Below are 26,989 nucleotides of genomic sequence, written 5' to 3' on the forward strand. Positions count from 1 at the left end.
AGTGTTAAACCTAAAAGCCTGTCTAATAGACATGTGAATGCTTGGCTAGCATGGGCGATGAACAAACACAAGCCAACTGGTTTGCACCCTTTTAAGTAGTTTGTTATTTGCTCACTACGGGATACCTACCTCCCATAATTGTTCATTTGTAAGGTATTCAATTTGTTTTTTATGTAATTTTCGCAAACCTAAACAGTAGCAACTTTTAAATAGAAGTTTTGACTCAGTCAGCATAAATACTACCAATTCGAAACTTGAATCATGATCAAGCCAAATATTGAGTGTGAACTGCTTATTGTTAATTGAAACAGCTTTATCAACACACAAACCGATTGATTGAGCTAAATACGGTTCTCGATAAAACTCTAATTTTTCATAGATGATAGATGTGTCCATAGACATATAGCACCTGATTGTGCCGTGCTGGCACGACCCGCTTGTTAGCTGGCCACTCCCGCTCGATACAAGTCCAAAGCGAGCTGCTTAATTTCGCTGGCCATAGCTATTGATTCTCGCCATTCTTTAGGTATTCCACTATATCCATAATAAGCTCCGGCAATTTGTCCACATATTGCCGCTGTTGTATCAGCATCGTTTCCGATATTCGCTGCGAGTAATATTGAATCCTTGAAGTTTTCGCCATGGTAAAAGCACCAAAGTGCTGAGATTAAGCTTTCAATCACGTAACCGCTGCCAGTAAGCTCCATGTAATCCAAAGTATCAAAACTGAATTCAGATATCGGCTGCAACTCAGCGCAAAAATTACCAGGGATAGCTTCGAATATTTCGTTTTTACTATTGGCGTTGAACGCTTTGTGAATTAAATAACCAAAAAGCTCGCAAGATTCAACGCACAGAGGAGAACCGTGGGTAGTTCGAGAGCTTTCTCCCGCATACTTTATACAAGCATCGATATCCCCGAAATAATATATAGGGATAGGCGCCAATCTCATAATAGACCCATTACCAGATGAAAACGTGTCGATGGAACCGCTAAAAGGATTTCTGGTTATCTGGTACTTTCTCAGCGCGTCAGATACCGTTATTCCGATATCAAAACACTTTCCGTTACTACTCAAGTAACCATCATTATACCAATCACAGTAACGATTCATTTGATCAGTTGGGTCAAACGCTTTCTTATGGAGCAGGCTATGAGCTAAACATAACGCCATCGAGGTGTCGTCGGTCCACTGCCCTTTCTTCAAATTGAAAGGACCGCCACCGACCATATCCTCAATTGGCTCAAAAGAGCCTCTTGACGCAAATTCCAACGTAGTGCCTACTGCGTCACCACAAGCAAGCCCAACCAAAGAACCAATTATTTTATCTTCCAAATCAACTCCATTGTTTCACTTAACAGGACTAGCAAACACCCATTCCAAAAATTGCCTGCCGTACAGAAAGTCAAAACATAACGAAACATACAAGAAACAGACACAGATGGATGTCTGTGCTTTTTGTGGTGGATTTAATCAACAAGGCCCTTACGTAAACTTTTTGCTTCGATCTCAGTGAAGTTAGCCTTGAAGGTAAATGCATAAGCTGTATCACCCATTTTTCTGAGATGCTCCAATCGCTCTATAGCTTCATTGAGATCAGGGGTTTGATTATCTTCGATCCACCAAAGAACATACGTATCTTCTGGCAAACGATGAAACCATTCGCTTTTCCTGCGCATAAAATCGCGATGGTGGGTGCGGAACATAAAATTTTTCAATGCATCTACGGATTCCCAAACCGACATATTGACAATCATATTAGGGTCATCAAAGGCCTTTATAGATGTCGCATCACCTGATTCATCTTTTAGGCGCCAAACAAACCCCTCACTACCTTCCGCTATTCCATTGACTAGATCTAAATTATCGACGAAATCTTTCATTTCCAGACTGTCTAGAGGGTATTTTGCTAACGCTATGTTCAATTGTGCCAATTTCATACACATTTTTCCTTTTGATATTCCGAAAGCGTATAACGCCATTGTCTGAGGAATCCCCAGATATTTAAAATTAAAACCAATATGATGAACACGCTCCGCCTTGTTTGACTTAGTTCATATCGCCAAAAAACTAGACGGATAATAACACCATACGTGAGATCTCTAGCCTACACGATAGACTCAGAAAAAACTGTCGCCAAATTCATGTGCGCCTTATGAGTGGCGCTAATCCGGTGCCAGTCTTGCTGGTCAACTGAGCTGTCAACCGACAGGCATCCATTCCTAAATTCGTGCCCTCCTCCAAGTATGCAGCGAAGCGGAACTGGTCTACTGTTAAGCATCCGACTTTGAGGCTTTGTTATATGCCATCAAATAGTCAAAAACCTTTTCTGAAATAGCTTCTAACTTTGGTTGAGTATTTTCCTCTGCTAAGTTTGTTACGATGAAAATACCAACATTTTTATTTGGATAAATGGCCAGCCAACTAGATGTGCCCATTGAACCACCACTTTGATAAAGCATCAGTTCATTGGAATCATCTTTAGTTGTGTGCCAATAAAATGCCGAGCCATGGCCCGTCCAACTCTCTTCCAAAAGTTGATGAGAAATAGCTACCTCAGGCTCAGAGGATAATTGGTGTTGCATATAACGTGTGACAGATTCAACGTTTGAAGTTAATCCTCCACTAGCAAACCAATAAGCACTAGCCAAAGGCATTTGATTGCCATTTCCATCTGTACCGACTGTCACTTCACTTACCTCGGATTCTGTACGTCTAAATTTCGTTCCCTGCTCTCCAGACTTGCTCGTGATCATTTCAGAAACCAGCAACTCAAAAGGTTTTTGGTAGACTGATTCCAGAATATATCCGGCTAAATTAGTACCGACGTTTGAATACAGATAGTCCTCACCAGGTGTAGAATTAAGCTGCACTTTTTTAAGATCATCAAAGTAATCATCTCTGGAGTATTTTGATATTTTTTCAAAATATCTGCCTTGCTCAATATCTTCACGACTAACAGCAAAAGATCCTGGAAGACCACTAGTATGGGTCAAAAGGTGTCGTAAAGTTATATATTGGTTAGACAGCTCTAAGTTTTTGTATTTTTTACCTTTAAGGTAATGACGGATGTCTTTATCAAGCTCAACTTTCACTTCAAGAATGGCCTTAGCAACAACTAATCCTGTATAAGTTTTGGTTAAAGAACCAATTTCGTATATTGTTTGGTTGTTAGGCATATCGCCATTACTAAACGTCCCTAAATGATATTGGTGAGTATTTTCTGAGTCTACAATCGAAATTGAGACGACCTGCCCAACATTTCCATCAATAAGTTCTATGAGTTCATGTTTAGTGTTTGATTCAAAATTAGTTGCATCATGGCTTTTACAAGAGGTCAACACTACCATTAATGAAACAACCAATATCATTGATTTAGTTTGGGTTATGATTCGGTTCATTTTTTTCCTTTTGATATATTTTGAATATCATTCTTTAGACGATAAGATTCCGTAAAAGGTTTAAATGTTAAATTAACCCAAGACAGCTAGCACCAGCTAGCAGACACCCATCCCCTCACCAGCTAGCAGACACCCACCCCCTCACTGAGCGCTGGTTTTGAATGGGTGTTTCTTTTAATACGCTCCAAATTTAGGACAGTTTTTGATTGGGTGTCCACGCACTTGTTATTCCCAGATAATCACACTAATTCACTTCAGATTTAATAGCCACTCACTTTGACTTCATAGCAAACCAGCCGAAGCTGGTTGTTACGACATTGATTCAAGTATGCTTATTTATTTCCTTAGCATAAGCATTGTTTCCCGTAGCTTACTACATGGAGACTCTTTACACTCTCGCGAAGCATTGTCATTTAAAATGTCAAGAGCGCTGTAACCGAATCGGTTCTTACTTGTTTTATCAGCTCCCTGGCGCAAAAGTAATTGCATCGACTCGTAATTACTCAAAATAGCAGCATAAATTAACGGTGTGCTATCCGTACCATCAGTTACTTCAAGAGTGGGCTTGTATTTCAGTAGAATCTTTAAATGTTCCCTTCTATACGGCCCCAACACTTCAAAGATTACATTCTTTTTAGAACGGCTATTAAATGTATTTGGGTCAGCTCCTTTTTCCAATAGGCTTTTAAAATAGTAAAAGTCCAAATTCACAGAAGAGAGACTCAACACACTCCCTCCTGTTTCCAGTTTAGTATTAGGGTTTGCACCATCATTTAATGCTGACTCAAAAAGTTTCCTATCATTATTTAGAATAGCATTGATCAAATTGGTGTTTATAGCACTGACCTCCCTAGAAGGCCTGTCAGACTCATTTAAATTGGATGCTAAAATCTCGTCACAAGATGCTATCAAGAATAGAGATAAAATAAACAATACAAATTTAAACTTCATGAAATTATTTTTCATGCTTATAACCTACCTAATGACTCAATTATCCCATCAATTCCATGTGTTCTAACGTAATGGTTCATGTTTCCATTTTCTATGTTACATGTCGGTTGTAACTGCAATTGTATTCCAAGTGCTTTAGAGCTGGCTAAGGGCTAGCAGACCCCCCCAAAACTTGCCTCGCTCACTGAGCACTGGTTTTGAATGGGTGTCACCCTAGATTCTAGTGTCACTAAATTACTGATGTTAGAGTTGGTGTGAAATTGTGATGATGGGCCGCTAGCACCCCATCATCACAATTCAGCTAACTACTTAGCACTAATGACAACCTTTATTCCTGATACATCGGTTGTACTTACAATAAACGAGCTTCCCACATCAGTACCGTCAAGCATAGGCTTATCAACTGGAGACTTAAGGTTTAGCTCTTTATAAGTTGACTCATTCATGATGAAGCACTCATCACCATATGACGTCTGGAGCTTGAATAGCCAATTTTTACCGCGATGCTCGCAGACACCCATTCGAAAACTCGCATTCAAAAACTTTTAACACATGACAAGCCCGAAAAGGAACAGATATCAATGGATATCCGTGTTTTTCCCCCCTCACAGTGCGCTGGTTTTGAATGGGTGTCTCTTTAAAATTACTCTTATATCCGGGACGAAGTATAGCACCAGCTAGCAGACACCCACCCCAACAGCTAGCCAACAGCTAGCAGACACCCATCCCAAAACTTGCCTGCCTGACTTCCACTATCTATGCTTTTAATCTGCACCAAGGATAAGGACATAAAATGCCAACGGCACGGAAAAGTCAGGTCAGCTTAGTTGACACAAGATACTACCATTGTATCTCTCGCTGTGTCAGGAGAGCATTTCTATGTGGTAAAGACCCATTAACAGGCCGGTCTTATGAGCACCGCCGTGAATGGGCTGAAGAAAAGCTACTCCTGCTAGCAAGCATTTTTTGCATTGATATCTGCGCTTACGCAGTTATGAGTAACCATACACATATTGTTTTGTATGTAGATGATAAAAAAGCCAATCGATTGACCGACAAAGCCATTGTTATTCGTTGGCATAAACTATTCAAGGGAAACTGGCTGACGCACAAGTTCGTTGAAAATAACAAACTTAATCCGTCCGAGCGTATGATGCTCGACGATATTATCGACAAATATCGTGAAAGGCTATCAAGTATCAGCTGGTTTATGCGCGTACTAAACGAAAACATTGCCCGCAGGGCAAACAAAGAAGATGGCTGTACGGGTCGTTTCTGGGAAGGCAGGTTTAAATCCCAGGCGTTACTCGATGAAGCGGCACTGGCCGCCTGTATGGCCTATGTTGACCTGAATCCAATCCGGGCCAAAATAGTCAACACACCTGAAACTTCTGAGTTCACCAGTATCAAAAAACGTATTGAACATGCTCTTAGTGGAAAGCAACCAAAGAGCCTTCTACGCTTTGCTGGCAACCCAAGACAGAATATGCCCAAAGGGCTTCCCTTTGAACTTAAATACTACATTGAACTGGTTGAACTGACAGGTCGATGTATTCGAGCAGACAAACGAGGCCACATCTCCGATGCTCAGCCTATTCTCGCTCGACTGCAAATCGAGCCCGAAAACTGGCTAAAACTCACCACAAGATTTACCAAAGTATTCCACGGTGCTGTCGGCAGGCGTCATGCTATGACTAATTATTATGCCCACCTACAAAAAAGACGGCGCGCCAACCTCGCTAATTGTGAATCCTTATTAAGTTAGGCTTGCCATGATCCGAAGCTCAAATGGTGACTGTCACTCTTGCAGTACTGCGCTATGCCACACAGTAAAAAGGCAGACATCCATTCCTACACTGAATAAAATCGCTCACTGAGCACTGGTTTTGAATGGGTGCCTGCTTTAATTTCTTTTTAAACAACACCTCAAAACACAATAAGCACTCACACTTATTGATAAATAAAGCACACAGCAATTTGCTCATCATTTATCGACTGTTTGAATAGTTCCAAAAGCTTATCAATTACAAGTGGGTGCTTAGCACCTTCTGACATACACAGCCAATTTTCAATGATTTTAATGCAAACCTTTCTCGTTTCTACTGCGGGAATCCAGTCATCTTCCCCTAAATGAATTTCGCTTTCATTCTGCTTGTCCAGACTTTTAATAAGAGTTGTATTCAAAAACCAGCTCAACTCTTCAGCTTCTACAACTAGCACGTCGCTAGCATCTGGGTTTTGAGTGGCATAATACATTGTATCCATAGGCCACTCGGATTCATCATAGGCTGTGATATATAACTTTTTTTTCACGGCTTTACAGGTCCAAGTTTCGAATATAAGTTTGCTGTTGCAAGCGCAGAAAGGCAGACATCCATTCCTACACTGAATAAAATCGCTCACTGAGCACTGGTTTTGAATGGGTGTCTGCTTTAACTCCTGCTTTAACTCCATTTGAGAGCGAAGCGAACAACACAAAGGCAGCGGAGTGCTGGGCGTCGAACCTTCAACCGTTTGTTATGTTTTTGCTTCGTGTACATATTTAAACGCACCACCTTTTAGATCAGGTTTCCACCCCTTGCTTATAGGCTCTTTGATGCAGGACTCAATATCTCTGGGAGTAACAGGGATCTCTGGGTTTCCTATCCAGCTATCGCATCCAAGGGAATGTAATTGAAAGTACTGACATTGGTGATTCCGATAACTCTACCGCTGCAGTCATATCATCGCCGAATACACCTTGGCTATAAGTTGGCTTACTGCGAATCGTCCACCGATACTCAACAGAATCAACCACAATTTTCCTAGAGCCTTTTTTAGGGATTGCCATCGTTCACCATGTACACATAACGCCCCAAGCAGGGGCAATTTTTAAGCTGGCTAAAATAAGGAGCGAAGCGACGGGAGCCAGCTTAAAATTGTCCCGTTGACTTGGCTTGTTATGTGTAAGTTACTGAAATTATGCGCTTAGTAGAAACTAAGAATCCAGAGACACCCATATTTAAAATCAATAAAAAAGGGCATGTGCGGCTTTGTTTTATCTAATTTATTTCATAAAAACCAACCAGATAGCAAAACCATGCGTGGTACATCCTACACGATATAGAACGTTTATGAGACACCAATTACAAAACTTGTTTGTCATACCTTGGCAGATTTAACTTTGGAATGCCCCATATTGTGGGGATGTTACCCAAAATACTAGAAAAATCGCTCACTGAGCGCTGGTTTTGAATGGGTGTCTTCTTTAATTGTTTCTTTAATTGTTATGCTGAAGTGGCAGCCAAAAAGGCCGACGCAGTGATCCCACCCAGGTGTAACGCGCAGTTGTGGGAGGATGGGCATGTCCGTAACAGCGCAGTCATTTTAACAAAGCATATAGGCTGCAGTGAGTGGAAAAAGTGTGTGAACTACCATCAACGTTCACTGGCGGAAACAGCAATGTACCGATATAAACAGCTTATGGGTGACAAGCTGGTCAGTCGTGGATTCAATCAGCAGCACACTGAAGCGATGATTAAAGTGAAAGTGCTCAATAGAATGGCTGGGCTAGGTATGCCTGAATATCAGGTTAACAGCTAGAATCACAGTATTGCCTAAGCTATCTGGATTTGATCAACAAGGCCATGCCACACAGTAAGAAATTGAGACAGTTTTTTCAGAAGCTGTTCATATTTAAAGCTGCCTACAGTGATATTTCGATTATTTGTTCGAAATATCACTCTCACTCACCCAAAAAAGAGCCTAACGACTATTAAAGAAACACTCAATGTTGGGTGTCTGCTTATTTGTTTAGCTACGGCATTCTTTTGGCAAAAAATTCGGAATAAATTCATTAGATACACGTAAAATCGATTGGAGTGAACAAGAATAGTTAGGTATTGTCTCTGCGAAGCTTTCGCTCGAAATATATTCTAAATGATAAGAAATCTGTAAATTAATTGTTGTGACCCAACTCGTTTTGTGTTCCTCCGGCAAATCTAGCGAAAAGATATTCTCTGATGCGTAAAGTAGCCTGGAGACAAACCAAGTATATTGAGCCCAACATAAATCGTCTTTACCCTTGCTATCAATAACTGAGATACTATTTGCGGCTGTTTGACCTTTATCAGCTCCATTGCCTGGACAAGCCAAACCAGACTGAGGCTCTGCAAAATAAGGGAACTCAAAGGCTAATTCTAAATATTGCCCATACATTTCTTTCGCTAATTGCGTTTGCCCCAGTTGTTGAGATGCAGTTATTTGCCGAGAAGCGACGCACACTGTAGCCACACCAACAAAAAGTATAACCACTTGAGATACCTGGGATGCTTTTAGCAAAAGTGACTCTTTCGGCTCACAAGAGCAATTTACTTTGACACTAATTGGACGCTTAAAAAAACTAAACACTAAACCCTCAATTTAACTTTGGTAGAGAAACATTTCATATAATAACAATTGAATTAGTTTCAGTCATACAACGCACTGCTAAGCTGTGCACAAAGTAATACAGAAGCCGCCGTGTGCCACCATAAATTGAAACTCGCAGACACCCACTCGAAAACTTCTAGCACATGATGAGCCAGAAAAGGAACAGATAGCAATGGATATCCGTGTTTTTTCCCTCACTGAGCGCTGGTTTTGAATGGGTGATGAGATGGACGCTCCTAAATCGGCGTCAATGCGCCAAACTGAGAGTGATATTTACAGTTAACAGGAGCATCCATCATGAATCAAGTTAGCACATTATCCATTGACCTGGCTAAAAACGTTTTCCAATTACTCGCCGTGGATAAGCACGGCAAGCCCTGCTTTTCACGCCGGGTGAACCGTCAGAAGTTAAAAGAAACCATTCAGAATATACCGCCTTGTAAAATCGTTATGGAGGCCTGTGGTTGCGCGCACTACTGGGGAAGAATGTGTATAAAAGCAAACACTAGTTGACAGACACCCATTCCAAAGCTTGCCTGCCACTGGGTGTCTGGGTATTTTCTCAAATGTAGAACAGTTTTTGATTGGGTGTCCGTTGTAGTGCTACTAGACAAAAGTGCAAAATAAAAAAGACAAAACCCAGATACCAACACGACTCCCGCTCCATTTGGCAGAACTTTTGTTACCAACAAGGTTAGAGGTGTGACGGCCCCGACATAACAGACAATTAAATATATCGCCCTGCTCCTCACTACCGATAAAACTACCCTGAAGATACACATAGCAGCTATCGTGATAAGAAGTGTGATCATGCTGAGTGCTCCTTTGTCTTGATTTAATTTTGCAGTATCAATCTACGATAGTTGCTATCCGAATCTCTATTTTCAGCACTGTATTTGCCACTTGTCTAATCACAGGCAGAAAGGCACAGAAACACAGAAAAGAAAGGCTGACACCCATTCCTACACTGAATAAAATCGCTCACTGAGCACACGTTTTGAATGAGTGCCCCCTTTAATTTATTCTTTAATAATCATCTCTTTAGATATATGTACCTTAAAACTTCATTTGTACCGCTGCATTCATTCTTGCCACCAACATTTACTTCCATATCAGACATATATGCAGCTAATGCCATAGAATAGACTTCCGCCATATTCTTTCTATCTAAATGAATTATAAAGTACTTAGAACCATTGCTATTGCAGACAGATTGAAATGGGGTTTCCGGTTCGAGGTAAACGACATCTGCTCCAAGGTCATTTACCCACAAACTCTTTATTTTAGTTTTAACTGTGCCTGATGCATCAGCATTAAAGCATAAAAATAAAACAAATATAAAACTCAACACTTTCATTTTATTACTCCTATTTTTACAACGCCTAATTCTTAAGAATCCAGAGACACCCATATTTAAAATCAATAAAAAAGGGCATGTGCGGCTTTGTTTTATCTAATTTATTTCATAAAAACCAACCAGATAGCAAAACCATGCGTGGTACATCCTACACGATATAGAACGTTTATGAGACACCAATTACAAAACTTGTTTGTCATACCTTGGCAGATTTAACTTTGGAATGCCCCATATTGTGGGGATGTTACCCAAAATACTAGAAAAATCGCTCACTGAGCGCTGGTTTTGAATGGGTGTCTGCTTTAATTGTTTCTTTAATTGTTATGCTGAAGTGGCAGCCAAAAAGGCCGACGCAGTGATCCCACCCAGGTGTAACGCGCAGTTGTGGGAGGATGGGCATGTCCGTAACAGCGCAGTCATTTTAACAAAGCATATAGGCTGCAGTGAGTGGAAAAAGTGTGTGAACTACCATCAACGTTCACTGGCGGAAACAGCAATGTACCGATATAAACAGCTTATGGGTGACAAGCTGGTCAGTCGTGGATTCAATCAGCAGCACACTGAAGCGATGATTAAAGTGAAAGTGCTCAATAGAATGGCTGGGCTAGGTATGCCTGAATATCAGGTTAACAGCTAGAATCACAGTATTGCCTAAGCTATCTGGATTTGATCAACAAGGCCATGCCACACAGTAAGAAATTGAGACAGTTTTTTCAGAAGCTGTTCATATTTAAAGCTGCCTACAGTGATATTTCGATTATTTGTTCGAAATATCACTCTCACTCACCCAAAAAAGAGCCTAACGACTATTAAAGAAACACTCAATGTTGGGTGTCTGCTTATTTGTTTAGCTACGGCATTCTTTTGGCAAAAAATTCGGAATAAATTCATTAGATACACGTAAAATCGATTGGAGTGAACAAGAATAGTTAGGTATTGTCTCTGCGAAGCTTTCGCTCGAAATATATTCTAAATGATAAGAAATCTGTAAATTAATTGTTGTGACCCAACTCGTTTTGTGTTCCTCCGGCAAATCTAGCGAAAAGATATTCTCTGATGCGTAAAGTAGCCTGGAGACAAACCAAGTATATTGAGCCCAACATAAATCGTCTTTACCCTTGCTATCAATAACTGAGATACTATTTGCGGCTGTTTGACCTTTATCAGCTCCATTGCCTGGACAAGCCAAACCAGACTGAGGCTCTGCAAAATAAGGGAACTCAAAGGCTAATTCTAAATATTGCCCATACATTTCTTTCGCTAATTGCGTTTGCCCCAGTTGTTGAGATGCAGTTATTTGCCGAGAAGCGACGCACACTGTAGCCACACCAACAAAAAGTATAACCACTTGAGATACCTGGGATGCTTTTAGCAAAAGTGACTCTTTCGGCTCACAAGAGCAATTTACTTTGACACTAATTGGACGCTTAAAAAAACTAAACACTAAACCCTCAATTTAACTTTGGTAGAGAAACATTTCATATAATAACAATTGAATTAGTTTCAGTCATACAACGCACTGCTAAGCTGTGCACAAAGTAATACAGAAGCCGCCGTGTGCCACCATAAATTGAAACTCGCAGACACCCACTCGAAAACTTCTAGCACATGATGAGCCAGAAAAGGAACAGATAGCAATGGATATCCGTGTTTTTTCCCTCACTGAGCGCTGGTTTTGAATGGGTGATGAGATGGACGCTCCTAAATCGGCGTCAATGCGCCAAACTGAGAGTGATATTTACAGTTAACAGGAGCATCCATCATGAATCAAGTTAGCACATTATCCATTGACCTGGCTAAAAACGTTTTCCAATTACTCGCCGTGGATAAGCACGGCAAGCCCTGCTTTTCACGCCGGGTGAACCGTCAGAAGTTAAAAGAAACCATTCAGAATATACCGCCTTGTAAAATCGTTATGGAGGCCTGTGGTTGCGCGCACTACTGGGGAAGAATGTGTATAAAAGCAAACACTAGTTGACAGACACCCATTCCAAAGCTTGCCTGCCACTGGGTGTCTGGGTATTTTCTCAAATGTAGAACAGTTTTTGATTGGGTGTCCGTTGTAGTGCTACTAGACAAAAGTGCAAAATAAAAAAGACAAAACCCAGATACCAACACGACTCCCGCTCCATTTGGCAGAACTTTTGTTACCAACAAGGTTAGAGGTGTGACGGCCCCGACATAACAGACAATTAAATATATCGCCCTGCTCCTCACTACCGATAAAACTACCCTGAAGATACACATAGCAGCTATCGTGATAAGAAGTGTGATCATGCTGAGTGCTCCTTTGTCTTGATTTAATTTTGCAGTATCAATCTACGATAGTTGCTATCCGAATCTCTATTTTCAGCACTGTATTTGCCACTTGTCTAATCACAGGCAGAAAGGCACAGAAACACAGAAAAGAAAGGCTGACACCCATTCCTACACTGAATAAAATCGCTCACTGAGCACACGTTTTGAATGAGTGCCCCCTTTAATTTATTCTTTAATAATCATCTCTTTAGATATATGTACCTTAAAACTTCATTTGTACCGCTGCATTCATTCTTGCCACCAACATTTACTTCCATATCAGACATATATGCAGCTAATGCCATAGAATAGACTTCCGCCATATTCTTTCTATCTAAATGAATTATAAAGTACTTAGAACCATTGCTATTGCAGACAGATTGAAATGGGGTTTCCGGTTCGAGGTAAACGACATCTGCTCCAAGGTCATTTACCCACAAACTCTTTATTTTAGTTTTAACTGTGCCTGATGCATCAGCATTAAAGCATAAAAATAAAACAAATATAAAACTCAACACTTTCATTTTATTACTCCTATTTTTACAACGCCTAATTCTTAAGAATCCAGAGACACCCATATTTAAAATCAATAAAAAAGGGCATGTGCGGCTTTGTTTTATCTAATTTATTTCATAAAAACCAACCAGATAGCAAAACCATGCGTGGTACATCCTACACGATATAGAACGTTTATGAGACACCAATTACAAAACTTGTTTGTCATACCTTGGCAGATTTAACTTTGGAATGCCCCATATTGTGGGGATGTTACCCAAAATACTAGAAAAATCGCTCACTGAGCGCTGGTTTTGAATGGGTGTCTGTTTTATTCATCTAGCACATGATGAGCCAGAAAAGGAACAGATAGCAATGGATATCCGTGTTTTTTCCCTCACTGAGCGCTGGTTTTGAATGGGTGATGAGATGGACGCTCCTAAATCGGCGTCAATGCGCCAAACTGAGAGTGATATTTACAGTTAACAGGAGCATCCATCATGAATCAAGTTAGCACATTATCCATTGACCTGGCTAAAAACGTTTTCCAATTACTCGCCGTGGATAAGCACGGCAAGCCCTGCTTTTCACGCCGGGTGAACCGTCAGAAGTTAAAAGAAACCATTCAGAATATACCGCCTTGTAAAATCGTTATGGAGGCCTGTGGTTGCGCGCACTACTGGGGAAGAATGTGTATAAAAGCAAACACTAGTTGACAGACACCCATTCCAAAGCTTGCCTGCCACTGGGTGTCTGGGTATTTTCGGCGTTGTTTCCTAAATCATTGAACTAATCTAACCTTGTGTGATCAGATCTCAAAAGCAAACACCGAGACTGAACTTTGAAAGAAAAGCGTATCACCAGCTGGCGCGATTATAACAAAGCCCTTATCGCCAGAGGCAACATCCAACTTTGGTTTTCCCAGGATGCAATTGCGCAGTGGACCAACACACAACATCACGGCGGTAAAGGGCGAGCCAATCATTTCTCTGAGCTGGCGATTGAGACCTGCCTGACTTTGCGGGCTGTATTTTGCTTGTCTCTTCGAGCTGCGCAGGGTTTTGTTTCTTCTCTGATATCAATGATGAAACTTGATTTGGAAACGCCAACTTATAGTTGTTTGTGCAAGCGAAGTGCAGAGCTGGCAGTTCGTTACAGACCAAGCTCCAGTGCATCCGCGGGCATTGATATCGTGGTTGATAGCACTGGCCTGAAGGTGTACGGAAATGGTGAGTGGCATGCAAGAAAACATGGTGAGAATAAACGCCGAACCTGGCGAAAGTTACATCTAGCCATTGATGCAAATACGCACCAAATCGTGGGTGCTGAGTTGTCTACAATCTCCGTAAGCGATCCAGAGGTTCTGGGCGACTTGCTCAGACCATTGCGCAGGAAAATCAGTTCGGTAAAAGCGGATGGTGCTTATGATACTAGAGGCTGTTATGCCGAAGTCGCAGCCAAAAAGGCCGATGCAGTGATCCCACCAAGGTGCAACGCGCAGTTGTGGGAGGATGGACATGCTCGAAACAGCGCGGTCATTTTAACAAAGCATATAGGTAGCAGTGAGTGGAAAAAGTGTGTGAACTACCATCAACGCTCACTGGCGGAAACAGCAATGTACCGTTATAAACAGCTAATGGGTGACAAGCTGGTTAGTCGTGGATTCAATCAGCAGCACACTGAAGCGATGATCAAAGTGAAAGTGCTCAATAAAATGACTGGGCTAGGTATGCCTGAATATCAGGGAAACAGCTGAAATCAAAGTGTTGTCTAAGTTACCTGGATTTGATCAACAAGGCCGGTATTTTCTCAAATGTAGAACAGTTTTTGATTGGGTGTCCGTGTTATTCCTTTTTTCCGTGTTATTCCTTTTAATTCTATTTTTAGTCTAGGCAGCTGCCATCTTTAAAATTATATGTTATTAACTTGTTCGCTTTAGTTACTGCTACAACTTGTTTCTCTTTAACTGATTGAATGGTCATCCCTTTTCTTTTTAATTGTTGAAGAAGTTCTTGGCAATTTTCAAAATCCCCTGGTCTAGGTAAACCTGCAAGGTGAGAATTAATTAGATCTTGGATTGTTCCTACAGGCTTAAGGTTGAGTTTTTTTGCTTCTTCTTTGCTAATCCGCTGCCCTGTAACTTCAACTTTTTCATTTTTATTGGTTGCACAAGCGGTAAGTAAAAAACACAAAGACAATAAATAGATTTTCATCATTCTGACTTCCTCGAGAAACACATAGCGCTTGCTTGCTGTTTGGCACCCTTTGGTTTAGGCACTTGTTACAAGAGCCTTACTTGATTACCAAAGCTTGACCCTTCATTTGGTGCAAAAGTTTGGACATAATTTATTGAACTAAATTTACTTTTAGCACTATTTAGTCGTTTTGAAGGGTTAAAGGCTTTGAATTTTCCTATAACCCTAACCAACTTCCCCTCATATGCACCAGCTAACTTCTGAATATGAGCCTTTTAATTATCGCCGTTGTTGGCAACTTACTCAACTTCAAACGGTTGAGAAATACCATTTTCGTAAGCTCTTGCTATGCAGCTAGCTTGATCAACAAATGCTTACAAGACACACAATACAAAAATTGTCTGTCATACCTTTGCAGGTTTAACTTGGGAGTGCACCAGATTGTGGGGATGCCACTAAAAATACTAGGAAAAATCGCTCACTGAGCGCTGGTTTTGAATGGGTGTCTCTTTTAATTTCAAGCCATTGTGGCCACTGCCCACCGGCTGGCCAGGTTGATGTGGATATTACTACAGAAAAATGAGCCTTATCAGCCTCAATATACACAATCGGGGGCGACACAATGCATCTAGGGTTAGGTTGTCAGGTGAGCTCGGCATAGACAAGGGTCATTGAACCCGTGTGGGTGTAGCGAGCCACTGACAACCGCTTATCTGTTTGCGAAAGTACGATGAAAAAAGGTCCAACCCTGCCTGCGCAAAACCCGACAAAGGCACGGTCGTTACAGACCGAGTGGGTGTATTAATTTTAGGGTGTGCAGGCTCGGAACTCATTAGGGGCGCTGGACAACCAGTCAAGCCCGGATATATGTCAGAGCAACACATTTATAGCGGACTGGACCAAGCATCAGGCGTGGCAACACGGGTAACATAACGAACGGGATAACGAAAACTCGCTACCCCGCAGGCCTACTCGGCTTGACATAGCTGGAGCGTCCATACATGTCTTTTTTAATACGTTCCCCCTCACAGTGCGCTGGTTTTGAATGGGTGTCTCTTTAAAATTCTCTCTTTTTGGACGCTCCATTAATGTCTCTTTTAATTCCCACATCAGAACCCTAATCCAGGACAGTTTTTGATTGGATGTCTGTGTTATTCCTGTGTTATTCAACCCCCAGTTAGGGGGATGGAAAGATGAAATCCACATGATAATTTTTAGACTGGCTTTAACCAATAACGCATATAAAAAAGAGATTTCGAAAATGAAAAAATCAGTCTTAGTAATGGCAATTGCATCAACTATATTAATGGTCTCAACTGCGAACGCTAAAGTAGGCATTGGTGGAGGTGGCTTGACTGGCCCTAAACCTAGTATTAATTCATTTAATGTTTCTATGAATCAGCGAAGCCATCCAGTTTATGCCTTTACTACTACACCACCCAGAACACCTGGTAATTCGATTAGTGCCAGCTGGAGTGTTAGTGGAACAAATAGCTGCAACTTCGAGTATCCAAATTCGTCCATGTCAGTTTCTACAAATTCGTTTGCGGTATTTTCTCTGGCAAATGAGTACGATCTGGTAAAATTAAAGTGTGCCAATAATAATGGCACAGTGTCTCGTTCAATTTCACTTGGAACCGTTCCCGGCTTGCCTGAACTAAAGGTTGAAGAAGTCAGTAGCATGTCGAAAAAAGTTGTGCCAATTAGTGGAAACCACTATGGTCCATATCATGCTCATGAATATACTATTATTTTTAAATCCAGAAATGCCATTTCATGTGATTACAAACCTATTGGTAGCGGGAAGTTTATAACCGAAAATCCGCGAGTTATTTCAACTGATGATACAACTCGTACCTGGTCTTTGAAGTTTAGGTATGGGCTAAATGAAAGTCCCACATTTGATATTGTTTGCGATGGATACCATCCCGTTTATGGCAACATTGTTAGTAGTAATGCGCTAAGATATTCAGAATAAGTATGCTTGAACCGATTAACTCTGTTATTCATCGGTTCTATCTGCCCAATATTTTATAAAGTTAGACAGAATTGATACTCGCAGACACCCATTCAAAAACTTCTAACACATGACAAGCCAGAAAAGGAACAGATAACAATGGATATCCATGTTTTTTCCCCCTCACTGAGCGCTGGTTTTGAATGGGTGTCTCTTTTAATTAGGCATTGATTGGATGTCTGTGTTATTCCTGTGTTATTCAACCCCCAGTTAGGGGGATGGAAAGATGAAATCCACATGATAATTTTTAGACTGGCTTTAACCAATAACGCATATAAAAAAGAGATTTCGAAAATGAAAAAATCAGTCTTAGTAATGGCAATTGCATCAACTATATTAATGGTCTCAACTGCGAACGCTAAAGTAGGCATTGGTGGAGGTGGCTTGACTGGCCCTAAACCTAGTATTAATTCATTTAATGTTTCTATGAATCAGCGAAGCCATCCAGTTTATGCCTTTACTACTACACCACCCAGAACACCTGGTAATTCGATTAGTGCCAGCTGGAGTGTTAGTGGAACAAATAGCTGCAACTTCGAGTATCCAAATTCGTCCATGTCAGTTTCTACAAATTCGTTTGCGGTATTTTCTCTGGCAAATGAGTACGATCTGGTAAAATTAAAGTGTGCCAATAATAATGGCACAGTGTCTCGTTCAATTTCACTTGGAACCGTTCCCGGCTTGCCTGAACTAAAGGTTGAAGAAGTCAGTAGCATGTCGAAAAAAGTTGTGCCAATTAGTGGAAACCACTATGGTCCATATCATGCTCATGAATATACTATTATTTTTAAATCCAGAAATGCCATTTCATGTGATTACAAACCTATTGGTAGCGGGAAGTTTATAACCGAAAATCCGCGAGTTATTTCAACTGATGATACAACTCGTACCTGGTCTTTGAAGTTTAGGTATGGGCTAAATGAAAGTCCCACATTTGATATTGTTTGCGATGGATACCATCCCGTTTATGGCAACATTGTTAGTAGTAATGCGCTAAGATATTCAGAATAAGTATGCTTGAACCGATTAACTCTGTTATTCATCGGTTCTATCTGCCCAATATTTTATAAAGTTAGACAGAATTGATACTCGCAGACACCCATTCAAAAACTTCTAACACATGACAAGCCAGAAAAGGAACAGATAACAATGGATATCCATGTTTTTTCCCCCTCACTGAGCGCTGGTTTTGAATGGGTGTCTCTTTTAATTAGGCATGAGTCTTTGAATTATTGCCGTTGTAGGCAACTTTCTCAACTTCAAACGGTTGAGAAATACCATTTTCGTAAGCTCTTGCTATGCAGCTAGCTTGATCAATAAATGCTTACAAGACACACAATACAAGACTTGTCTGTCATACCTTTGCTGGTTTAACTCAGGAGTGCTCCAGATTGTGGGGATGTCACTAAAAATACTAGGAAAAGTCGCTCACTGAGCGCTGGTTTTGAATGGGTGTCTCTTTTAATTCTTTTTACAGACCGAGTGGGTGTATTAATTTTAGGGTGCGCAGGCTCGGAACTCATTAGGGGCGCTGGATAACCAGTCAAGCCCGGATATATGTCAGAGCAACACATTTATAGCGGACTGGACCAAGCATCAGGCGTGGCAACACGGGTAACATAACGAACGGGATAACGAAAACTCGCTACCCCGCAGGCCCACTCTGCTTGACATCAATGGAGCGTCCATATATGTCTTCTTTAGTTCTCTTCACTTGCCATTTAGTTCTCACTGATCATTGGTTTTGAATGGGTGTCTCATTTAATTCGCTTAATTTGCTTTATGTGCTTTCACTATCTCTTGAATTTGTTCAAACAGGGGCAAAAATGCAGTAAATGAATTAACATCAAGCGACCCAACCTTTGCTGAAAAATCTCTCTTTTTCCCTTTAAACACCACCAGTTCGCCGCCACCTAGTATTGGTTCTACTGAAAAGTGTTGGGATAAAGAAGGATTACCATAAAATAGCAATTCTATAGATAAATTCGATTTATCTTTAAATGTTTCATTGCCACTTTTTATAACTTGATTTTCTAACTTTTCTTGAGAGGGAACAGGTAATAGTATTGCATGAGCATTCAATTGTTCATTGCATCTACGCAGCCCTTTTCGAGGGTCTTGCTCAACTTCACTAGACAGTTGGCTCAATCTATTCCATGAGTTAAATCCCTCATTATCGAAGTCGAAAAGAGCAATCAAGGGTCTATCATTGTAGTTGGTAAATATTCCATCCTGGCCATCATTACCGCGGCTGAATAAATTTGCTAAAAATGAAGCGTCAAAACAGTCTTGAATAAAAAATGGCATCTCATCTGAAGGGTATAATCTGCTCCAAGCTGTTTCGATAATAATTTTGTCTGTTATACCTTCAGTGAAAAGTATCGGTAAATTGGTCTTGGATAGATTGTAATTTATACTCAGTCCTGGCTCGATATCGTTAAGCGTGGCAAAACCTTCTGTAAGTATCGATAATGCTTCTTTTTTGGAACGCTTTTCTATTCGATTCTCTCCAGATTTATTCATTATGAATATTGACTCTTCCGGAGATAGAGCAATAGTTGATGGAGAATGTGATACCAATATTACTTTAATATTCTTTTTCAGGAATATGTTTTGAATTACGCCAAGCATATTCTTCATCATTGACGGGTGAAGCGATGCGTCTACCTCGTCAAGCAGGAGAATGTCAGGAAAGTGGTTGTCGGATGTAGATTTATATATTGATGCAACCAACGCCATTAGAACTCTTTCACCAGATGAAAGGTTAGCGAAGTCCAATTTCAATTCTGGGTTTCTTGTATGTTCAAGTTTAAGTTGGTAGTGAGAAAAGTAATCTGATCCTTCAGGTGAACTTACCCTATATTCAAGATTGTCAAATTCATCCATTATTTCATTGATAACATCCCATGGTTTTCTGCCGTGCGCTTCAACAAATTCGCTTTCGCTCAAAACAGAGTAGTTTTTACCATTTTCGCTATTTTCATAATGGTAAAATCTATTCTGTTGATATTTCACATAGTAATCCCAAATAACCTTACCAAGTTGCATAGGTAAAAAGTCATTTTTGAACATGTAAGGTTTATATAAAGAACTAAAGTCGTCTTCTTTAATTTCATCTGCACTATAAGGGAGCTTTTTTACTACCGATAGAATTCCTTGAGCCTGAGCGTTTCCTTTCATTTTGTTGTTGTTAAAAAGACCTTTGATAGACTCTCGATAACCTTTTAGAGTACTTTTTCCCAACTCCCATAGACCTTTACTTTCATCTTTACACTCTTCCTTAAGCTTTGGATATAAATTCTCGTCTATTTGTTTCTTCCAATTTGGTGTATGTGGCTTGACCTGCTGCTGATAAAAAATCCACGCCGCAGTGGTTTCCTTTTTTATCTGCTCCGCATTAAATGCTGATTCATTCTCCAACTTAAAGTTTTCGTAGTTGAAGTGGACTATGCTTGCATATTCAAGGTTCCTAAGAGTGCATTTTCTTTTTTCGATGGCACTCAACAAATGGCTTTTTCCTGAGCCATTGACACCTGTTAGAACAGTGAAGTCTGAGAGTTCGATAGAGTTGAACTTTGTAATAGAAATATGGTTTTGTTTAAATGTTAATTCCATTTAATAGATCTCTAATTTTCGAGGGGCACACAACAGCTTATTAGAGTGAATGCCGGTTAAACCCAGTTCCAAAAAAGAACCACTTACAGAAAATTAATTTATTCATAATATGAACAACAACCTACCACTATTGTACTAGTTACTCAAGCCAAAACAGCTATGTTAAAACCGAGCCTTGCTCATAGCGAAACTTAAAAGTATGAACAAAATAAGAAACTTAGCCTTATAAACAACCACATTCACTTATACCTGTACAAGCGAACAATACTTAAAAACGGCTCCTCCAACCCCCACCCAACAAAAAAGCGCGTATAAACGCGCTTTTTTCAGTCTTTTAATCTATGAAGATTAAAGTACTTTAACAGGTACCGCTTGCTCTGAACCGAACTTAGTTGTCAGTTCTTCTTCAAGTGGGGTGAACGCAGTCAGGTCGATGCCTTCAACAGCAGCCTGGTACTCGTCCATAGTCGGGAAACGACCCAGAATCGTTGAAAGTACTACCAGTGGCGTAGAGCCAAGTAGTGATTCGCCTTTCTTCTCGTTAGAATCCGCTACAACACGGCCCTGGAACAGACGCGTAGAAGTTGCGATTACAGTGTCACCTGGTTCTGCTTTTTCCTGGTTACCCATACACAGGTTACATCCAGGGCGCTCAAGATACAGGATGTTTTCGTACTTAGTACGTGCCGCTGTCTTCGGATTTTCATCGTCAAACTCAAAGCCTGCGTACTTAGCCAGTACTTCCCAGTCGCCTTCTGCTTTTAGCTCATCAACGATGTTATATGTTGGTGGCGCAACAACCAGCGGTGCTTTGAACTCGATTGAACCATTTTGCTTCTCAAGGTTACGTAGCATCTGTGCAATGATCTGCATGTCACCTTTGTGAACCATACAAGAACCAACAAAGCCCAGGTCAACTGGCTTGCCATCGTAGAAAGAAACAGGACGGATCACATCGTGCGTGTAACGCTTAGAAACGTCTTCGTTGTTTACATCCGGGTCAGCAATCATTGGTTCAACGATTTCGTCCAGGTTAACAACGACTTCTGCGTAGTACTTAGCATTGTCATCAGGTGCAAGTGCAGGTTGCTCACCAGAATTGATGCCCGCGATACGCTCATCGGCCAAGTCGATAAGGCCTTGTAACGTCTTCGCTTCGTTCTCCATGCCCTTGTTGATCATGATCTGGATGCGGCTCTTCGCCAGCTCGATTGACTTGATCAACGTTTCATCGTTAGAGATACAGATTGACGCTTTCGCTTTCATCTCTGCAGTCCAGTCAGTGAAAGTGAACGCCTGGTCCGCCATCAGAGTACCAATGTGTACTTCGATGATACGGCCCTGGAACACGTTCTCACCGCCGAATTGCTTCAGCATTTGTGCCTGAGTCGCGTGTACCACATCACGGAAGTCCATGTGCTTAGCCATGGCACCTTTGAAGGTTACTTTTACAGACTCTGGAATTGGCATTGCTGATTCACCAGTCGCCAGTGCCAGCGCAACAGTACCTGAGTCAGCACCGAATGCCACACCTTTAGACATACGCGTGTGCGAGTCACCACCGATGATAATAGCACGGTCATCCACAGTAATGTCGTTCAGTACTTTGTGGATTACGTCTGTCATTGAGTGGTAAACCCCTTTCGGGTCACGCGCTGTGATCAGACCAAACTTGTTCATGAACGCCATTAACTTAGGAATGTTCGCTTGCGCTTTTTTATCCCAAACAGACGCTGTGTGACAGCCTGACTGATATGCGCCGTCTACCAAAGGAGAAATCGTAGAAGCAGCCATGGCTTCCAGCTCCTGAGACGTCATTGGACCTGTGGTGTCCTGAGAACCAACGATGTTCACTTTAACACGAACGTTAGAACCAGCGTGAAGTGGTGTTTCAGAAGCAACACCTACCGCGTTACGGTTGAAGATTTTCTCAACCGCAGTCAGACCCTGACCTTCGTGTGAGATTTCTTTTGAAGCCGCGTAAACAACAGGCGCTTCAATACCCAGCGTTTCTGCTGCAAACGTTTGTAGCTTCTTACCGAATACCACAGCGTAAGAACCACCGGCCTTCATGAACTCTACTTTTTGTGGAGTGAATGAAGAAGATACATCAACCAGCTCTTTGTCGCCGTTGTACAGCTTCTGTGCCTTAGTATCGATAGTAAGTACCGTACCAGTCGCTACAGAATATGCTTCTTCCAGTACCGGATCGCCGTTCGCGTCAGTCACTACGTTGCCGTTTTCGTCGGTTTTCTTCACCCAGTTTTTAAGGTCAAGACCGATACCACCGGTTACATCAACGGTTGTCAGGAAGATTGGTGCAATACCGTTAGTACCCGCAACAACTGGTGCAATGTTGATGAATGGTACGTACGGGCTTGCTTGTGTCCCCGCCCAAAGTGCAACGTTGTTCACACCAGACATACGAGATGAACCTACACCCATAGTGCCTTTTTCAGCAATCAGCATAACTTTTGCATTTGGGTGCTTCTTCTGCAGCTCAACAATTTCTTGCTGTGCTTCAGGGGTGATCATACATTTACCGTGTAGTTCACGGTCAGCACGTGAGTGTGCCTGGTTACCTGGAGAAAGTAAGTCAGTTGAGATATCACCTTCACCGGCAATATAAGTAACAACTTCAATTTTCTCTGCAATATCAGGCAGCTTAGTAAAGAATTCAGCTTTCGCGTAGCTTTCTAAGATGTCTTTTGCAATTGCATTGCCCGCTTTAAACGCTGCTTCTATACGTGACGTGTCTGCGTCATAAAGGAAAACCTGCGTTTTAAGTACGTCAGCAGCTTGCTTAGCAACCGCTTCTTCGTTGCCCAGTGCAAGGTCAAGTAGTACCGCAATTGAAGGACCGCCTTTCATGTGAGAAAGCAGTTCAAATGCAAAGTCCGCAGAAATTTCAGCTACAGTCTCTTCGCCCAGGATAATTTCTTTTAGGAATTGTGCTTTCACACCAGCAGCGCTGGTTGTGCCCGGAAGCGTGTTGTAGATGAAGAAGTTCAGAGAATCTTCACGGTGCTCATGCCCTGTGTCTTTGATTTGGGCAATAATTTCAGATAGCAGATCAGCGCTATCGATTGGTTTTGGACTCAATCCAAGTTCCGTTTTACGGGTTTGGATTTCTTCCATGTACTCATTATACAAACTCATATAAACCTCGTCAGGCAGTAATACGTGTAGATAGAACCGCGCTATTCTACCCTACTTTGCCGTTTCACGTAATCATTTAACTAAAAAAGCCTGTTTTAACGTCACTTTTCTAGTCGGATTCACATTCAGCGTGAGGCTGCTTTATACCAAACATCATCACTTAGCAAAAATGAAAATGTGAAATTCCGACTAATTGTCTAGTGCCGACGAGCGCGCGTTTATGCTGCTAACAACATCCCCTACACCAAACGTTAGCTATCTGCAGGATTATCGCTGAGCACCAATGTCTTCAGTGGATGCCTTACGGAGCGGGATACGGGCGGTGCAGTTCTGCCCACACGACCCATAAAGACCAGGTTTTTATACTCGGGAATGTAAGACTTGTAGAGACGCTGACATGCCTTTGCTCGTCTGAGGACAGATTGATCGTCTGTAAAGGTCACATCGTTGTCGAGGTAACGGGAGAAAATAACTGGTGTTAACCCCGGCTGTAAGCCAAGCTGCAACGCATCGGTCATTAACCAGAACCGATAAATCGCTCGCCCGGCAGCCAGATAGTCATTTTTCAGCTTAGCCGGATGTGGCGCGCACAGGGTAAAATGTGCACTCGAACAAATACCCGGGAGCAGATCTAATTGTAATCTGGGTGCGAGCGTGCCAAACAGATATCGATTTAAAAAGGCAACCCGGCTCCATTTTTTAAACGCCCACTGCATCAGCTGGCCCGTGCCTTTATCTATACCCAAAGCTTGCTCGGGTATTTTGCTGTCGCTAAATTGCTGGCCCCAATCAATGATCTCCTTATGGACGTGATAGGCCTCCTTCATGGTCAATCTGGTTTTCGCATTTTTAAAGTTCAACCAGGCACACCGCCATTTTTGCGCCAGGCTCTCATAAAAGTGCAGCTTAAACCCGGCAGGTAAGCACTGCTGCAACGCCGCTTTTTCCTCATCCGTTAACGCCCGGGTCCCCATTGGACGACGCTGCACTGTGCGGGTTTTAACATAGGGAAGCAAAGGATCCGGCTTTACGTTACTGTCCCGTTCTAACTCAACCTGATAATGGATCGTGTCAGCGAGGCCTTCTGGTGTTTGCGCCGCGGTCTGGTTCACAACCGCTCGGCAATGATAGCGACTGGCCGCAATGTCGATGGCTTCCAGTAGCATGCCGTGCGCCAGCTCGCTGGAATGTCCATCCAGATCATACACACTGTGATCACAGGTATTGCTGGCATAAATGATAAACGTTGTGTCACTGAGCAGTTCAAAACGCCATGGCTGCGTGTTGTCGCCGCTGGGCGCCCACTTGGCCAGTTCAATCACTTTCTCCGCCGTCGTCATCGCATTGCTTGCGGGCACAGACTCAGAAAGCCCGGCGTCACTTTTGGGCGTCTGTAATTTTTTCCTGACCAGTTTGAACAACAACTGTTGTAACGGGTTACGATTGCCACCCGGCCGCCATACTTTCTTCATTTTATTACTGAAGGCATCAAAATGCAGGCTACGCGGCGCGCAGATAACCGGTCCACGATTAAGCAGTATTTTGGCAACCTGAGCGACTGCCACGCCCGTTGCCAGCTGGCACCCAACCACAGTCGAGGGCCCTTTTTTATTCGCCAGGTCCACCGTGGACGGGTCAACCAGTGCCTGTTTTTGCAAATTGGCAGGTGTCAGGCCCAGATAAAATCGAATGTACTGTTCACTCTCTGTATATCCCGCAAGGTCAAAGTACTGCTCAAATGACATTTTACCGGGCAGGAAGTTAATGTACGCAGTCCCCATGCCAATGGGCGCAGCCGTCGTGGCCGGGATCCCCTGGTCATAGCACTGTGCAAACACCCGCCGCCTTATGCCCAAAACAAAGAAATCCAGTGCATCAATATAGCAATCAACATCCGCTAAAAACGCAGTCAGGTTCTGCTCGGTCACCCCCTCACTGAATCCTGTGATCTCAATATCCGGATTGATTTCTTTGGCCATACGGATCATGGTATCGAGCTTCTTTTTACCATAACTTGCCGTCGTCGCACCCACCTGACGATTGGTGTTTTCACACCCAAACTCGTCAAAATCAGCAAGGTGAAAACGTGTAATACCCAGCCTGACCAAAGCCAATAAATGAGAACCGCCGACCCCGCCTAACCCGGCAATAGCTACCTTTTTACGTTTTAAAATCTGTTGCTCCGTGGAGGTCACCCACCCAATGTTTCTGGAGAAAGCCAGATCATAATCAAAATGCGTATTCATCATCATTCCTTAGGATAATTCACAGGCAAGTTCAGTATTGTTTAACTGCTGAGACAGCCGACGCTCCACGGCCTGGTATAGCTCACTGAGTACATCACTGCGAAGCTGCTGCGCCTTAAATTCATGCGTATCAAAGTGGTATACCGCCCTGCGCCCTCGGTGCTCAATATCTTCACTGAGCCTGGTCAGGGTCAGACCAAGCATTTTGAGGTGTCTGCTTAACTTCGGACTGGCTAATAATAAGGTGCCCCGACAACCATGCAGTTTGGCAAGGGCGATACAACAAAAATACAAGCTGACCGACATCAGCTGAGTATGTTGAGACGCAGGCTGCGACACAGTACCTGGCTCATCCTGGCGATAATCCCTGATGCTTTTGCGCCTTACATCAGGCAGCAATGCCAGCCGGGAACATTCACTTAACGTGCCCGACTGCAACAAAGGCAACAACAGGCTTGTTTTTAGATATCCACCATACTGGTCCTGGCTGGGTAAGGTTAACGACGAGTGAGGCGAAGGAATGATCAATCGAATACATCCTATATATTCCTTGCTGGCCTTGTGCTGCAACAAACAATGAATGGAATGATCGTCATATTCGTCCCGCTCCAGTTGCGTTTGCTGCCTGGCTTCCCAATTCAGCTCATCACAATAAACTTGATGACGGATAGTAAAAACAGCGTCCTTTTGTTTTTGCGACTGCGCAAGCTGCATATCAAACGTTCGCATAAACTCAGCGCCAACAGACATAGGTTCCATATTTTTCCTTCCTAACCTGAGTATTCCCGATGGCTGTGCAGTATAGGGGCGGCCTTTTTTTCGGACTTGGTAGAAACAACGATG

The 26,989-nt window shown here is 42.2% G+C and carries 21 protein-coding genes and 3 pseudogenes; 9 read left to right on the forward strand and 15 right to left on the reverse strand.

Features of this window, described 5'->3' with window-relative positions:
* Positions 1 to 114: 114 nt before the first annotated feature.
* From PRUB_RS13010 to PRUB_RS13030, 5 genes are all read right to left on the reverse strand, one after another.
* Positions 115 to 396, reverse strand: coding sequence for a hypothetical protein (locus tag PRUB_RS13010; RefSeq protein WP_010387221.1), 282 nt, complete (start codon positions 394 to 396; stop codon positions 115 to 117).
* A gap of 44 nt (positions 397 to 440) precedes the next feature.
* Complete coding sequence (locus tag PRUB_RS13015) at positions 441 to 1,337, reverse strand: ADP-ribosylglycohydrolase family protein (protein WP_010387223.1); 897 nt, start codon at positions 1,335 to 1,337, stop codon at positions 441 to 443.
* 134 nt (positions 1,338 to 1,471) lie between these two features.
* The gene (locus PRUB_RS13020; RefSeq protein ID WP_010387226.1) at positions 1,472 to 1,942 is read right to left on the reverse strand and encodes a DUF3291 domain-containing protein; all 471 of its coding nucleotides are present in this window, start codon (positions 1,940 to 1,942) and stop codon (positions 1,472 to 1,474) included.
* Between the two features lie 333 nt (positions 1,943 to 2,275).
* Positions 2,276 to 3,403 carry a serine hydrolase domain-containing protein gene (locus PRUB_RS13025; RefSeq protein ID WP_010387227.1) on the reverse strand — a complete coding sequence of 376 codons (1,128 nt, stop codon included), beginning with the start codon at positions 3,401 to 3,403 and terminating at the stop codon, positions 2,276 to 2,278.
* Positions 3,404 to 3,739: 336 nt separating this feature from the next.
* Complete coding sequence (locus tag PRUB_RS13030) at positions 3,740 to 4,369, reverse strand: ankyrin repeat domain-containing protein (protein WP_010387228.1); 630 nt, start codon at positions 4,367 to 4,369, stop codon at positions 3,740 to 3,742.
* Between the two features lie 778 nt (positions 4,370 to 5,147).
* Here PRUB_RS13030 and PRUB_RS13035 point away from each other — a divergent pair.
* The gene (locus PRUB_RS13035; RefSeq protein WP_010387230.1) at positions 5,148 to 6,119 is read left to right on the forward strand and encodes a transposase; all 972 of its coding nucleotides are present in this window, start codon (positions 5,148 to 5,150) and stop codon (positions 6,117 to 6,119) included.
* A 185-nt stretch (positions 6,120 to 6,304) separates the two neighbouring features.
* Here PRUB_RS13035 and PRUB_RS13040 read toward each other — a convergent pair whose 3' ends face one another.
* A complete protein-coding gene (locus PRUB_RS13040; protein ID WP_010387231.1) occupies positions 6,305 to 6,667 on the reverse strand; it encodes a hypothetical protein in 363 nt (120 codons plus the stop codon).
* Positions 6,668 to 7,588: 921 nt separating this feature from the next.
* Here PRUB_RS13040 and PRUB_RS26685 point away from each other — a divergent pair.
* Positions 7,589 to 7,936: an IS5/IS1182 family transposase gene (locus PRUB_RS26685; protein ID WP_010387234.1), complete on the forward strand. Its 348-nt coding sequence runs from the start codon at positions 7,589 to 7,591 to the stop codon at positions 7,934 to 7,936.
* A 210-nt stretch (positions 7,937 to 8,146) separates the two neighbouring features.
* Here the strand turns inward: PRUB_RS26685 and PRUB_RS13050 are convergent, their stop codons facing one another.
* Positions 8,147 to 8,674, reverse strand: coding sequence for a hypothetical protein (locus tag PRUB_RS13050; protein WP_040644971.1), 528 nt, complete (start codon positions 8,672 to 8,674; stop codon positions 8,147 to 8,149).
* A gap of 387 nt (positions 8,675 to 9,061) precedes the next feature.
* Between PRUB_RS13050 and PRUB_RS13055 the strand changes: the two are divergent.
* Positions 9,062 to 9,250: pseudogene (locus PRUB_RS13055) on the forward strand (IS110 family transposase); the annotation flags it as partial.
* Positions 9,251 to 9,797: 547 nt separating this feature from the next.
* Here PRUB_RS13055 and PRUB_RS13060 read toward each other — a convergent pair.
* Entirely contained in the window at positions 9,798 to 10,121 is a 324-nt protein-coding gene (locus PRUB_RS13060) for a hypothetical protein (RefSeq protein ID WP_010387494.1), read from the reverse strand.
* 289 nt (positions 10,122 to 10,410) lie between these two features.
* Here PRUB_RS13060 and PRUB_RS26690 point away from each other — a divergent pair, with 289 nt between their 5' ends.
* A complete protein-coding gene (locus PRUB_RS26690; RefSeq protein ID WP_339327534.1) occupies positions 10,411 to 10,758 on the forward strand; it encodes a transposase in 348 nt (115 codons plus the stop codon).
* 210 nt (positions 10,759 to 10,968) lie between these two features.
* Here PRUB_RS26690 and PRUB_RS13070 read toward each other — a convergent pair whose 3' ends face one another.
* Entirely contained in the window at positions 10,969 to 11,496 is a 528-nt protein-coding gene (locus PRUB_RS13070; RefSeq protein WP_040644971.1) for a hypothetical protein, read from the reverse strand.
* A gap of 387 nt (positions 11,497 to 11,883) precedes the next feature.
* Here PRUB_RS13070 and PRUB_RS13075 point away from each other — a divergent pair.
* Positions 11,884 to 12,072: pseudogene (locus PRUB_RS13075) on the forward strand (IS110 family transposase); the annotation flags it as partial.
* Positions 12,073 to 12,619: 547 nt separating this feature from the next.
* On the opposite strand, the gene PRUB_RS13080 reads toward PRUB_RS13075, so the two are convergent.
* Positions 12,620 to 12,943 (reverse strand): hypothetical protein, encoded by a 324-nt coding sequence (locus tag PRUB_RS13080; RefSeq protein ID WP_010387494.1) that lies wholly within the window; start codon positions 12,941 to 12,943, stop codon positions 12,620 to 12,622.
* Positions 12,944 to 13,414: 471 nt separating this feature from the next.
* On the opposite strand from PRUB_RS13080, the pseudogene PRUB_RS13085 reads away from it, so the two are divergent.
* A pseudogene (locus tag PRUB_RS13085) lies at positions 13,415 to 13,603 on the forward strand (IS110 family transposase); the annotation flags it as partial.
* Between the two features lie 152 nt (positions 13,604 to 13,755).
* Complete coding sequence (locus tag PRUB_RS13090; RefSeq protein WP_010387429.1) at positions 13,756 to 14,670, forward strand: IS5 family transposase; 915 nt, start codon at positions 13,756 to 13,758, stop codon at positions 14,668 to 14,670.
* 127 nt (positions 14,671 to 14,797) lie between these two features.
* Here PRUB_RS13090 and PRUB_RS13095 read toward each other — a convergent pair whose 3' ends face one another.
* Positions 14,798 to 15,130 (reverse strand): hypothetical protein, encoded by a 333-nt coding sequence (locus tag PRUB_RS13095; RefSeq protein WP_010387430.1) that lies wholly within the window; start codon positions 15,128 to 15,130, stop codon positions 14,798 to 14,800.
* Between the two features lie 1,240 nt (positions 15,131 to 16,370).
* On the opposite strand from PRUB_RS13095, the gene PRUB_RS13100 reads away from it, so the two are divergent.
* Positions 16,371 to 17,087, forward strand: a complete 717-nt coding sequence (locus PRUB_RS13100) for a hypothetical protein (RefSeq protein WP_155946386.1) — start codon at positions 16,371 to 16,373, stop codon at positions 17,085 to 17,087.
* A gap of 333 nt (positions 17,088 to 17,420) precedes the next feature.
* A complete protein-coding gene (locus PRUB_RS13105) occupies positions 17,421 to 18,137 on the forward strand; it encodes a hypothetical protein (protein WP_155946386.1) in 717 nt (238 codons plus the stop codon).
* Positions 18,138 to 18,896: 759 nt separating this feature from the next.
* Here the strand turns inward: PRUB_RS13105 and PRUB_RS13110 are convergent.
* The 4 genes from PRUB_RS13110 to PRUB_RS13125 all read right to left on the reverse strand — a co-directional run bounded on the left by PRUB_RS13110 (position 18,897) and on the right by PRUB_RS13125 (position 26,905).
* Entirely contained in the window at positions 18,897 to 20,741 is a 1,845-nt protein-coding gene (locus PRUB_RS13110) for an ATP-binding protein (RefSeq protein ID WP_010386458.1), read from the reverse strand.
* A 348-nt stretch (positions 20,742 to 21,089) separates the two neighbouring features.
* On the reverse strand, positions 21,090 to 23,900 hold the full coding sequence (locus tag PRUB_RS13115; RefSeq protein WP_010386457.1) for a bifunctional aconitate hydratase 2/2-methylisocitrate dehydratase: 2,811 nt from the start codon (positions 23,898 to 23,900) through the stop codon (positions 21,090 to 21,092).
* A 251-nt stretch (positions 23,901 to 24,151) separates the two neighbouring features.
* Positions 24,152 to 26,146 (reverse strand): ThiF family adenylyltransferase, encoded by a 1,995-nt coding sequence (locus tag PRUB_RS13120; RefSeq protein ID WP_010386455.1) that lies wholly within the window; start codon positions 26,144 to 26,146, stop codon positions 24,152 to 24,154.
* A gap of 9 nt (positions 26,147 to 26,155) precedes the next feature.
* The gene (locus tag PRUB_RS13125; protein ID WP_010386453.1) at positions 26,156 to 26,905 is read right to left on the reverse strand and encodes a PEP-CTERM/exosortase system-associated acyltransferase; all 750 of its coding nucleotides are present in this window, start codon (positions 26,903 to 26,905) and stop codon (positions 26,156 to 26,158) included.
* Positions 26,906 to 26,989: the final 84 nt, after the last annotated feature.

Source organism: Pseudoalteromonas rubra, from assembly GCF_000238295.3.
Classification (GTDB): Bacteria; Pseudomonadota; Gammaproteobacteria; order Enterobacterales; family Alteromonadaceae; genus Pseudoalteromonas; species Pseudoalteromonas rubra.